This is a genomic window from Bacillus sp. JJ1533, assembly GCF_036965045.1.
Lineage (GTDB): Bacteria > Bacillota > Bacilli > Bacillales > Bacillaceae_L > Ferdinandcohnia.
The window spans coordinates 70,383-82,391 of sequence record NZ_JBALOV010000004.1; the positions used below are offsets into that span (position 1 = coordinate 70,383).

Genomic DNA, 12,009 nt, shown 5'->3' on the forward strand with positions numbered 1-12,009 from the left:
AAGGGTCGCCCCTTCCTTTTTAAGCATATTTTTGTTTGCTTGGTTCTTTTATAACGGTTGAATAGCTATAAAGTAAGTTTTCAAAGATGACATCCCATTTTTGGGTTAATGCATATTTTCTTCCTTCCATTCCCATTCGGTTGCGAACACCATCATTTTCAAGGAGATGCAGGATTGTATTCATCATTTCCTGTGTATGACCGGGCTCACATAAATGGCCAGTAATTCCTTCTTGTACAACATTCTTAACGCCCCCAGCGTTCACCCCAATTACCGGGGTGCCACTTGCCATGGATTCAAGCATGACATTCCCAAAGGTTTCAGATGAGGATGGAAAGACAAATAAATCTGATGCAGCATACACTTCTGCCAAATCCGTTCCCTTCAAAAATCCAGTAAAGGTCATATTCGGTGGAGCTGCTTCCTCCATTTTGCTCTTCTGTGGTCCGTCACCGACGATTAACCATTGGATTTGTTCACTCCACTCCGACGGCAATGACTTAGCAATTTCAATGAGTAATTCTACATTCTTTTCCGGAGCTAACCTGCCCACGTACGTCAGCATAAACTTTTTAGAAACCTGATATTTCTTCCGAACGACAACATGATTATAGTAAGGATTAAACAGTTCGCAATCTACCCCGTGGGTCCATATTTCAATGTTAGCAAACCCTTTTTCTACAAGCTGATTTTTTGTCACAAGGGTTGGAACATATAGCTTTTGAAATGGTCGATGAAACCATTTCATATAAGACCACAAAGGATTGGATAAAAACTGCAAATCGTAAAACTGCAGATAATAGTCGAAATCGGTGTGATATGAACCTACAAGCGGTATGTTTAACTTCTTTGCATAATAGCTTCCCCAAAATCCAATGTTAAAAGGTGTTGCGACATGGATGATATCTGGTGAAAATTTTTCAAGTTCAGCCCGAATGTGAAACATATTTGGAAAAGCCAGCCTGCATTCGGGATATAGGAAAAAGGATAAACTTTTAAATCGGTGTATATGACTCGTTACATATTCATTCGAGTCCGATTTTGGCGCAAACACCTTCACATCCATACCTTGCTCCTCTAAATAATCTGTAAACCTCTTTAATGTGCGTGCTACACCGTTAACCTCTGGATAAAAGGTATCTGTAAAAATCGCTATTTTCATAAGATCCCCCTTAAGGTAGATTCCGTTAATTGATTTACGATAGGTAAGCTTAGAATTCCAGCTGTGGTTCCCAACATTCCACCCGCCATTACGTCAGAGGGATAATGTAAGCCTAAGAATATTCTGGACAGTCCCACACTTATCCCAATTGGAAGCAGAATGAGTGAAAGGTATGGCATATATAAAATAAAAGGAATAATAACCGAAAAGATGGCCGTTGTGTGTCCCGATGGAAACGAATGGTCTGTTAATGCTTTTAAAGGAAACTTTGATTTTTCTACTATTAAATACGGTCTTTTTCTTGGATACAGTTTCTTAATCACATGTACTGGTATATGACTAATTGCTAAGGAAAGCGCACTTGCAATAGCCGTCATTCTTAGTTGATTTGTTGTGATCAAGGCTAATGCAAGACAAGTGATAATTGTAAAAGTCGCCCCACCTAAAAATGTGATTCTCGAGAAGAAAAAGTGTAGCCATTTTTTGTCATAATACTGGTTTACCTTTTGAAAGATTCGACAATCAGCATGATACATTGAAAGAAAAAGCTTCATGATTCAACTCCCCTCTCTTAACCCTTACAGCTTATTTGTTAACATATTCACCACTGTTGGTCTTCCAACCGAAACATAGAACAGTGGGTGTTTCTGTACTTCTTCTAGAGGATAGCAATTTCTTCCGTCAATTACTTTCGGCTCTTCCATATAGAAACTGTATTGGTCTAATGGGAATTGTTTAATTTGATCCCACTCGGTTGTAATGATTGTTAAGTCAGCTTTTTCAATAGCTTTTGGAATTTCGTCTGTATAGTCAATGGAATTTCCAAATATCTCTTTCGCCTTTTGAATCGCGATAGGGTCGTATGCTGTAACACTAGCCCCCTCCTGAAGCAATTCTTTAATGACCGTGATAGAAGCTGCTTCTCGCATGTCATCAGTATTTGGTTTAAAGGAAAGACCTAAAACCGCAACCCTTTTCCCTTTTATTGAATCCAAAATCTCTTTTGCTTTGAGGACAGGGTATGATCTTTGACGGTTGTTCACTTGAATAACGGCCTCAAGTAATTCAAAATGATGTCCCAAACTACCCGAGGTATGCATCAAAGCTCTCGTGTCTTTTGGAAAACAAGAACCTCCATAACCCAACCCCGCTTTTAAAAAATAGGGTCCAATTCGTTGGTCCTTGCCAATTCCATATGTTACGTCATCAATGTTCGCGCCTACTTTTTCACACATTCTTGCAATCTCATTCACAAAACTAATCTTTGTCGCAAGAAAAGCATTTGAGGCGTATTTAATCATTTCTGCACTTTTCACATCCGTTTTGATGAGTGGAATTTTAAGAGGCTGATAGATTTGTTCAATCACTCTAGCACTCTCACCGTTTTCTGCCCCCACTACAATTCGATCTCCGTAAAAGAAATCAAATACAGCTGATCCCTCACGAAGGAATTCAGGATTAGATACGACCTCAACCTGAAGCTGCGGGAGTTTTTTTGAATCAATGATTCGTTTTATTTTTTCATTCGTCCCCACAGGAACGGTGCTTTTTGTACAAATAATCACATCATTTTCAATATGAACAGCTATCGTTTCAACAACGGTATAGACGTAGTCAAGATTTGCAGTACCATCCGCATTTTGTGGAGTACCAACTGCGATAAAAATGACATCAGCATGTGTGTACGCATAACGAGGGTTTGTCGTAAAATAAAGTCTGCCTTCGATCAAGTTTTTCTGTAAAAGCGGCTCCAGCTCTGGTTCATAAATAGGAGAAAACCCTTCTTGCAGCTTTTCAATTTTCTCAGCTTGGATATCCATGCAAATGACTTCATGACCAAGTTCAGCTAAACAAACACTCGTAACCAGCCCCACATAGCCTGCACCAGCAACCGTAATCTTCATCTAACCCCTCCATCACCTTTTAGAGGATGTTCAAAAAGTCCGGTGAAAATGACACATCGAATTTCTTCGTTGGCTTGTTTTTCCGTTGCTCACGTATTTACTACATACGTTCCGCTACTCAAAACTGCGCCGCCTCGAACTTCTTGGTCCTTTTCATCCTCCTTTTGAACATGCACTTTATTACATCTTATCGAAAAATTGCGATTATTTAATTTAGCTACGGTTAAAGAATTGTAAAGTTTTGGTATAGGAGTATTAAAAAAAGGAAGGGGCTCCCCTTCCTTCGTTTTTCTAAATTAATTATTGATACTCCGCTTTGCATTGTTTTGTCTTCGAGAGTTGGGTTCAAAGACATTTCACGTCGTACTACAACTCGTTTTGTCCACGAGACCAGGCTCATAGACACTTCTAAATAACACTCCAACTGTGTTAACAAAATCTAAGCGTACGGTACCGCCTATCCAACTTACCCCACCATCTTCTCCTCCGAAAACCGTGTTCGTTGAATATGAATAAGTCTTGCTGATAAACCGACACCTGCTGCGAGCAAGCCAAATGTCAGTCCGAGCCAATAACCAGCTGCTCCCAAATCTGTAAAGTGAGCGAGCCCCCATCCTGCAGGCAAGCAAATGAGCCAGTAGGCAATCAAGGTCATCACAAACGCGATGTTAACATCCTTGTACCCTCTTAAAGCAGCCTGTGCCGTTGCTTGAATGGCATCTGACACTTGGAAAAATAACGCGTAAATCAAGAATTGCGCGGTTAATGTGATAACCGCCGTTTCCGTTGAATAAAGCCCTGCTACTTCATAGCGGAACAAGATCACAAATAATCCAGTTACAAGAGCGATGAGCATAGATAGCGCAATCCCAAGCCAACTGTATACTTTCGCATCCTTATAGCGGCGGGCACCTACCTCATATCCTACTAAAACCGTCAACGCCATCGAAATGCTCACCGGGATCATATAGAGGAACGAAACAATGTTCAATGCAGATTGATATGCCGCAACGGTTGTAACTGAAAATTTACTAATTAAAATGGTCACAACCGCAAACATGCTTGTTTCAAAAAACGTTGATAGCCCCATAGGGACACCGATTTTTAAAATCTCCTTACTTTCTTTAAAGGTAAACCCTTTAAGACCCACAAAAACTTTATAGGACGAGAACGGTTCTTTTGCTATCACGATAAAAGCCGTAATTAATACGATCACCCAATACGTAATCGAGGTGGCAAGCCCCGCTCCTCCACCACCGAGCGCTGGAAAGCCCCATGCTCCAAAAATCAAAACATAATTTAATAGAAGGTTTATAGGTACAGATACCAATAGAATGAACATTACAACTCTCGTAATTCCTAATGCATAAATGAATGACCGTAACACATTAAAGATAAATAGCGGAATGATTCCAAAGCTCAAACCTACTAAATAATCATGTGCAGTCTGATGAACATTCTCCGGCAAATCCATCATCGTCAACAACGGATTTAAAAAGATGACTCCAGCTAAAATGACCACTAACCCAATGATGAAGCATAAATAAATCCCACTTGATACAACCGTCGCTACCTCATGACTCTTTTTTTCACCAAATCTTTGGGCAGCAATTGGTGATACCGCTAGTAAAATAGCACTGAGTCCAGTAAAAATAGGATTCCAAATAGAAGATCCAATTGCTACTCCAGCCAGGTCTGAAGAATTAAAGCGTCCCGTCATAATCGTATTAAAAAAGACCATGGAAAACATACTGAGCTGTGTAATTAAAATCGGGATTAACATGACAAAAATTAATTTTATCTTTTCTCTAATGGTGTGTGTTTCGTACATGACACGTTCTCCTTCATTGAATCAAATGCGCCTTGGCGTATTTGCGCCCGATTTTTTTTAGGCCCACACGAGGTGGGTCACAAAGACGTTGCCACAGGAAGTGGCGTTCTTAGTCTTTGATCTTATGCTCGAAAAATTCCCTTTGAAAAATCGTGGCATCCGCCGGAGGCATTAACTTTTTTCAGCATGAGTTTGAACCCCCAGCAAATTTGTTCTCAGATTGAATTTAAAGTAAAAGTTCTTCTGAATAAAGTTAATCAAACATAACCATTATTATATTCCATCTACCAGTAAATTGAATACTTTTTTACTTTCCCTTTACATGAAATTCATATTTTAATTGCCAATTTTCTGTTATATTAAAGGTAGATTATAAGACTTTTGGAGGATGAACGTCCCTATGTCTCGACTTACAGATCACTTACTCGTCATTTCATTTGACTGTCTATCATCACTAGATTTTCCAATCATCGAAAAGCTTCCCAATTTCAAAAAGCTATTCGAACAAGCGTCATTTTGCAGGAATGTGGAAACCATCTATCCATCTGTTACTTATCCTTGTCACGCTACGATTGTCACCGGTAAGTACCCAAGGAATCACGGAATCGTGAATAATACATTTCTTCAGCCTGGCAGGCTTTCACCGGATTGGTATTGGCATCGTAGGCATGTGAAAAGTACGACTTTATACGACGAGGCTAAAAAAGCTGACATGAAGACAGCAGCTCTACTATGGCCTGTTACTGCAAAGGCAAATATCGATTACAATATGCCAGAGATTTTCGCAAATCGACCTTGGCAAAATCAAATTTTGGTTTCCTTATTTAATGGAAGTCCACTCTATCAGTTGGAAATGAATCGTAAATTTGGACATCTACGAAATGGACTAAATCAGCCCGAACTAGATGATTTTGTACTTGAGTCAACAGTTGAAACAATAAAGACAAAAAAGCCGAATCTAATGCTTGTTCATTTTGTCGATTTAGATTCACAGCGTCATTATCATGGATTTTCCTCTATTGAAGCAATGGCTGCCCTCCGTCGCCATGACGAACGACTCGGCAGAATAATGAATGCACTGAAAGAAAGTGGAATCTATGAAGAAACAACGATCATCGCTTTAGGCGACCACAGTGCATTAGATGAATCGAAAGCAATTAAGCCAAATGTACTATTTAAAAGGGAAGGCCTTATTTCCGTAGGTCCAGAAGGTAAAGTGATCGATTGGAAGGCTTATTGCAAGAGCTGTGATGGCTCAGCCTATATTTATATCAAGGATAAAAATGATACAAAAACACTAGAACAAGTAAGAGCGCTTTTAACAGACCTAAGCAAAAATGAGGAGAACGGAATTGAACGAATTCTATCTAATAATGAAGCAAAGGAAAAAGGTGCAGACGCCAACGCCACATTTATGCTAGAAGCGCGCCTGGGTTACTACTTCAAGGAGAATCTTGAAGGTGAGTATATCGATGAAATCAACGCCGAAGATGTTCGTGAAAAACGCTATACGTTCGCGAGTCATGGCTATTCACCAGAAAAAGAGAATTACACAACGGTACTCATTGCATCTGGAAAAGGAATACGACCGAACATTGAAATCCCGGCCATGCACCTTGTTGACGAAGGCCCAACATTTGCCCGCCTATTAGGCCTGGATCTAGGGGAAACGGATGGTTGTGTTGTTGAAGATTTACTAGATATATACTAACTTTTAAGGAGGTTTTGGGATGAGAAGTTTTACGAAAGAGGAATCAAGCTGGATGTATTATGATTGGGCCAACTCGGCGTATTCGATTATTATTACAACAGCTGTTTTCCCCATTTTTTATAAGGCTGCTGCAACGAATGCGGGTGTTGATCCGGCCGACTCGACTGCTTATCTTGGCTACACCATTGCGATTTTTACCTTTATTTTAGCCATGCTTGGTCCAATTTTAGGAACCATTGCCGATTATCAGGGTTACAAAAAGAAATTTTTCACGTTCTTCTTTGCTTTAGGGGTATCGGCAACCGCTTTATTAGCCTTTATTCCAGCTGACAATTGGCTGCTCTTATTGATTGTTTATACGTTTGCTGCACTAGGCTCAACAGGTGCGAATGTTTTCTATGATGCCTTCCTCGTCGATGTAACAGATGAGGAAAAAATGGACCGTGTCTCTGCACGGGGATATGGGCTCGGCTATATCGGCAGTACGATTCCATTCTTACTTGCCATCGCGATTATCTTACTTGCACAGAAAGAAATTCTACCGATTTCAGCAACGGTTGCCAGCAAGATTGCCTTTCTCATTACAGCCGTCTGGTGGGGGCTTTTCTCAATCCCAATCTTTAAAAATGTTCATCAGCGTTACTACATTGAGCGTGAACCAAATCCAGTCGTGAACAGTTTCAAGCGACTTGGAAAAACCTTTAAGGAAATTAAAAAATACCGTGCTGTGTTTTTGTTCCTAGTCGCCTATTTTTTCTATATTGACGGAGTGGGTACGGTGATTTCGATGTCTACAGCATATGGAACAGACCTTGGAATTAGTGCGACAAATCTATTAATCGTATTATTTGTGACACAGGTTGTAGCAGCTCCATTTGCGATTCTATACGGGAGACTGGCACAAAAATTCACGGGTAAAAAGATGCTCTATGTCGGAATTTTTGTTTATATTATTGTTTGCGTCTATGCGTATTTCTTAAAAACCACCTTGGATTTCTGGATCCTTGCGATGCTGGTTGCAACTTCTCAAGGTGGCATCCAAGCGTTAAGCCGTTCTTATTTTGCTAAACTTGTACCGAAACAAAATGCAAACGAGTTCTTTGGTTTTTATAATATCTTTGGAAAATTCGCAGCCATTATGGGGCCGTTATTAGTTGGCGTAACAGCGCAAATTACGGGTAAATCAAACACAGGCGTATTCAGTTTAGTCATCCTATTCATTATCGGTTTTATCATTTTAACGCGTGTTCCTGAACCAAGCGAGGCAAAATAAGAAATGATATAATAAAGAAAAACCTGAAAGAGGACTACCAATGGATAAAAAAGAATTGGAATACAAACTGCGCGAGCTGAAATTAGACTATGTCCGTCTTCAAAATGATCTGGAAAAATTAGATTCTGTGAATGGCAATATCTCGCCATTGGAGCGTCAAATTGCAGATCTCGAAGAAGAAATCAGCACATTATCTAAACAACTGCGCGAAATGTAAAAGGAGTTGCAGCCAGAATGGTTGCAACTCTTTTTTCATAGAAATGTTATTGTTCTTGCGATCGAATTTAGATGGTCTTCATCCGCCCATAAAATAAAGTAATTATACGTTGAACCTTCAATTGTTACTGGGACAGGATATCTGACGATGGCTGCGGCTTGGCGATTCATTTCAGAAGGTTGGTCTGCAGATGGATAGATTAGGCATGCCTCTTGACTGCTTATTCTTGTTTGGTAAATGCGTGGCGAAGATCCATAAGGCAGCAATTGGTGGTATGCTTCTCCCCTGCAGACTTCATGAATATCATCTCCACCACCGATTGCGGAAATTTGAAAAAATCCATCTGCTCCTTCATATCTCTCCGAATTTACCTGGTGCCAGTTCGACGGATAACGGAATCTCACTCTATACGTTTCATTTGTATAGACCCCGTTTGTTGGACGAATATTTCCTGATGACCAGCTCAGATTTCCAATTTGCGGTTCTCTCGTGAGCATGACAGGTGACGGATTCTGTAAATCAATCATCCACATTTCAGTGGCAAATCCTTGTTCTGAGCAGCCCGACAAATAACCAATAAAACGGCTATCGGGCGACCATGTAACAGGTGTTGCATAGCATGAAGACTTCACAAGTACCCGTTCATTGCCACCGCGTTTTCCAACAACACGTATTTCATTATAATAGCCAGTTCCTTCATTGTAAGCTGTGGCACTAAAGGCAATTAACTGGGAATTGGGTGACCAAGTCGGGTAGAAATTTTTTGCTTGTTCACCGCCTTTGATTTCGTATACTTCCCCCGACGACAAGTCGACTGTACGAATCAATGAAATACTTGCCCCTGGTGTCGTATAAAGCACAAATGTTCCGTCGGGAGAAAGGGAAACATCATTTAATGGACCTTCTGAATTATTTGTGATTTGCCTTCTTTCTGAACCATTTGTAGCTATACGGAATAATTGCTGGATACCTGAAGAATCCACTCCTTGAAAAAGAAGCTCCCTTCCGTTCGGAAACCACTGGACATCTGATGCACCCGTAGCTGAAACACTTGTGGCCCGGTGTGTCAAAACATCATAAATCATGATATGATTTCGCGTTGTATAAGCCAGTGTCCGATGATTTGGGGACCAATCCAATGTAAGGTCCTCATTCGGACCAATCTGGTCTATGGCTGCCATTCTTCCTGTAGAAAGATAGATGACATACACAATCTGGTTTCTCCCAACAAAAGCAATTTTACTATTATCCCCTGACCAATAAGGCTTTGAAAAAGAATCCGCTAACCCATTCGTTAGCTGCATTGTAGCCCCATTTTGTAAATAATAAAGCCAAATATCGTATTGACCGCCTCTACTTGAAGTATAGGCTATCACGCCATTTGGTCGTGCCCTATCATAAAAAGACAAAATACATCATCCCCTCTAAAGATGTCTTTTGCCTATTTTATTCAGTCAATTGAATTCGGTTCGGCTTACTACTTTTTATGTATTTATCTTTTCCTGAACCAATTGTAAGAATAGTTTGTCCCTCAAGGCATAGAGTGTTAGAAAAAGGAGGGAAATAATCTTGAACAAAACGTTTTCTAGCATGAAGCTCATCCATTATTCTGTTGCCTATGTGTTTATTGCAGCAGGCGCGTTGAAGCTTCTTAGCAACGAACTAAGCGCCACCTTTATGAATCTGCCATTACCTGCACCAGTGATGGTCATGTATATTGTCGCCATACTTGAAATCATTTGTGGAATTCTCATTGCCATCAATAAAGAAGTAAAAAAAGCAACGATTCCACTACTCGTCATTATCATTGCAGCTATCCTTTTAGTTAAAATTCCTATTCTACATACAGGATTCTTACAATTCGCTTTTGCAGCAAGACTTGATATCGTCATGCTGGCATTATTATACATTCTATATAATTCACACCAAAAATAATTGAAAATATGTCCAATCTTGGAAGTGATAAACAGATTGCCGATGCAATCTGTTTATTTTTTTAATAAAACAATTACTGTAGACCCTTTCAGTTTATATAAGATTATAAACCTTGTAAAATATTGAATCGAATCAGAATTTTCTTATATTTGACATAGTGAAACAATTTAAATTATTATACCAATATACTATTTTGGAGGTTATGTTATGTCAGGCTATAATAGACAGAAAATTGTGGACAGTGTTCCTCAAAACGGATTCTTCGGACACCCTAAAGGACTTTTCACTCTTTTCTTCACAGAATTCTGGGAACGATTCTCGTATTATGGTATGAGAGCCATTCTATTATTCTACATGTATTATGAAGTAACGGAAGGTGGTCTTGGACTTAGCCAGCATACTGCGATGGCGATTATGTCCATTTATGGATCACTTGTATATATGTCAGGTATTATCGGAGGTTGGTTAGCAGACCGGATCTTCGGTACTTCAAAAGCCGTATTCTACGGTGGAATTTTAATTATGTTAGGTCATATCGCACTTGCGATTCCAGGAACCATCACTTTATTCTTTATCTCAATGGTTCTGATTGTACTTGGTACAGGATTACTAAAACCGAATGTGTCTAGTGTTGTTGGTGAGATTTATAGTGAAACTGATTCACGTCGTGACGCTGGATTTAGTATTTTCTATATGGGTATCAACCTTGGTGGATTCCTTGCACCATTAATCGTTGGTGAAGTTGGAATGAAGCATAATTTCCACTTAGGTTTCTCGATTGCCGCTGTTGGTATGTTCATTGGATTAATCATGTTTGTTTTAACAAAGAAAAAGAATCTTGGTCTTGCTGGGACAATCGTACCGAACCCACTAGCACCAACTGAAAAGAAAAAAGTTTATACACAGATTGCTATCGGCTTAATTGTTGTTGCAATTTTAGTTGCTGTTGGAATTCCTACAGGTTTCCTAACATTTGATTCATTTATCGCACTTATTGGTATACTAGGTTTCTTAATTCCTACTTTATATTTTGTGACAATGTACCGTAGTTCAAAAACAACTGATGTGGAACGTTCAAGAATCTTAGCGTATATTCCTTTATTCTTAGCTGCCGTTATGTTCTGGTCTATTCAAGAACAAGGGGCAACGATTCTTGCCAACTATGCAGATACACGAACACAGTTAAATTTTGCAGGCATGGAAATTTCACCAGCTTGGTTCCAATCCTTAAATCCATTATTTATTATTATCCTTGCACCAGTATTCGCATGGTTCTGGGTGAAGCTTGGAAATCGCCAACCTTCAGTTCCTAAGAAATTTTCTTTAGGATTGCTGTTTGCTGGTCTTTCATTCCTAGTGATTCTTTTACCAGGTTATTTTGCCGGAGCGGATTCATTAGTAAATCCTTTATGGCTAGTACTAAGTTATTTCATCGTTGTTCTTGGGGAATTACTCATTTCACCGGTTGGACTTTCAGCTACAACAAAATTAGCACCTGCTGCATTTACTGCACAGATGATGAGTTTATGGATGCTTTCAAATGCTGCGGCACAAGCTCTTAATGCACAGCTTGTTAAGTTCTATACACCCGAAACAGAAATGGCTTATTTCGGAATCATTGGCGGGGCATCAATCGTTTTAGGTATCATCCTATTATTTGTGTCACCTAAGATTCAAAAGTTCATGAAGGGTGTTAACTAATTATTAGCCCTGTTGATAATACAGTATAACAAAGAGCGTGAGATGTAACTCACGCTCTTTGTTTTTGATTAAGGGATATTGAAAGGACTTGCTTTCGGATTTTTACCGATAGACCTGTCAAAAACGGCATCTTATTTGGACTCGTTTTATAATTTTCCTGCTTGACCTGTCAAAATTAGCACCTCATTTTGACTAGACTCGCGATTTTCCTGATCGACCTGTCAGAATCACTATCTCATTTGGACTCAACTCTCGTTTATCAAGAACGACCTGTC

Annotated in this window: 10 protein-coding genes; 5 read left to right on the top strand and 5 right to left on the bottom strand. The window is 39.6% G+C overall.

Annotation, left to right across the window (positions count from 1 at the left end; genetic code table 11):
- Positions 1-19: 19 nt before the first annotated feature.
- The 4 genes from V7138_RS02175 to V7138_RS02190 all read right to left on the bottom strand — a co-directional run bounded on the left by V7138_RS02175 (position 20) and on the right by V7138_RS02190 (position 4,897).
- Positions 20-1,162, bottom strand: a complete 1,143-nt coding sequence (locus V7138_RS02175) for a glycosyltransferase family 4 protein (RefSeq protein ID WP_335393833.1) — start codon at positions 1,160-1,162, stop codon at positions 20-22.
- A complete protein-coding gene (locus V7138_RS02180; protein WP_335393834.1) occupies positions 1,159-1,716 on the bottom strand; it encodes a phosphatase PAP2 family protein in 558 nt (185 codons plus the stop codon). Before V7138_RS02180 ends, V7138_RS02175 begins: the two co-directional genes overlap by 4 nt.
- A 24-nt stretch (positions 1,717-1,740) precedes the next feature.
- Complete coding sequence (locus tag V7138_RS02185; protein WP_335393836.1) at positions 1,741-3,066, bottom strand: UDP-glucose dehydrogenase family protein; 1,326 nt, start codon at positions 3,064-3,066, stop codon at positions 1,741-1,743.
- Between the two features lie 466 nt (positions 3,067-3,532).
- The gene (locus V7138_RS02190) at positions 3,533-4,897 is read right to left on the bottom strand and encodes an MATE family efflux transporter (RefSeq protein WP_335393839.1); all 1,365 of its coding nucleotides are present in this window, start codon (positions 4,895-4,897) and stop codon (positions 3,533-3,535) included.
- Between the two features lie 400 nt (positions 4,898-5,297).
- Between V7138_RS02190 and V7138_RS02195 the strand changes: the two genes are divergently transcribed.
- From V7138_RS02195 to V7138_RS02205, 3 genes are read left to right on the top strand one after another with little or no spacing between them, the layout of a single operon-like run.
- Positions 5,298-6,608 carry an alkaline phosphatase family protein gene (locus V7138_RS02195; protein WP_335393840.1) on the top strand — a complete coding sequence of 437 codons (1,311 nt, stop codon included), beginning with the start codon at positions 5,298-5,300 and terminating at the stop codon, positions 6,606-6,608.
- Between the two features lie 19 nt (positions 6,609-6,627).
- The gene (locus V7138_RS02200; RefSeq protein WP_335393842.1) at positions 6,628-7,881 is read left to right on the top strand and encodes an MFS transporter; all 1,254 of its coding nucleotides are present in this window, start codon (positions 6,628-6,630) and stop codon (positions 7,879-7,881) included.
- Between the two features lie 40 nt (positions 7,882-7,921).
- On the top strand, positions 7,922-8,098 hold the full coding sequence (locus V7138_RS02205) for an SE1832 family protein (protein ID WP_335393844.1): 177 nt from the start codon (positions 7,922-7,924) through the stop codon (positions 8,096-8,098).
- 35 nt (positions 8,099-8,133) lie between these two features.
- On the opposite strand, the gene V7138_RS02210 is transcribed toward V7138_RS02205, so the two are convergent.
- The gene (locus tag V7138_RS02210) at positions 8,134-9,507 is read right to left on the bottom strand and encodes a TolB family protein (protein WP_335393846.1); all 1,374 of its coding nucleotides are present in this window, start codon (positions 9,505-9,507) and stop codon (positions 8,134-8,136) included.
- Positions 9,508-9,667: 160 nt separating this feature from the next.
- On the opposite strand from V7138_RS02210, the gene V7138_RS02215 reads away from it, so the two are divergent.
- Together V7138_RS02215 and V7138_RS02220 are read left to right on the top strand one after the other, a co-directional pair.
- The gene (locus V7138_RS02215) at positions 9,668-10,033 is read left to right on the top strand and encodes a DoxX family protein (RefSeq protein ID WP_335393848.1); all 366 of its coding nucleotides are present in this window, start codon (positions 9,668-9,670) and stop codon (positions 10,031-10,033) included.
- 207 nt (positions 10,034-10,240) lie between these two features.
- On the top strand, positions 10,241-11,734 hold the full coding sequence (locus V7138_RS02220) for a peptide MFS transporter (RefSeq protein WP_335393850.1): 1,494 nt from the start codon (positions 10,241-10,243) through the stop codon (positions 11,732-11,734).
- The last annotated feature ends 275 nt before the right edge of the window (positions 11,735-12,009 follow it).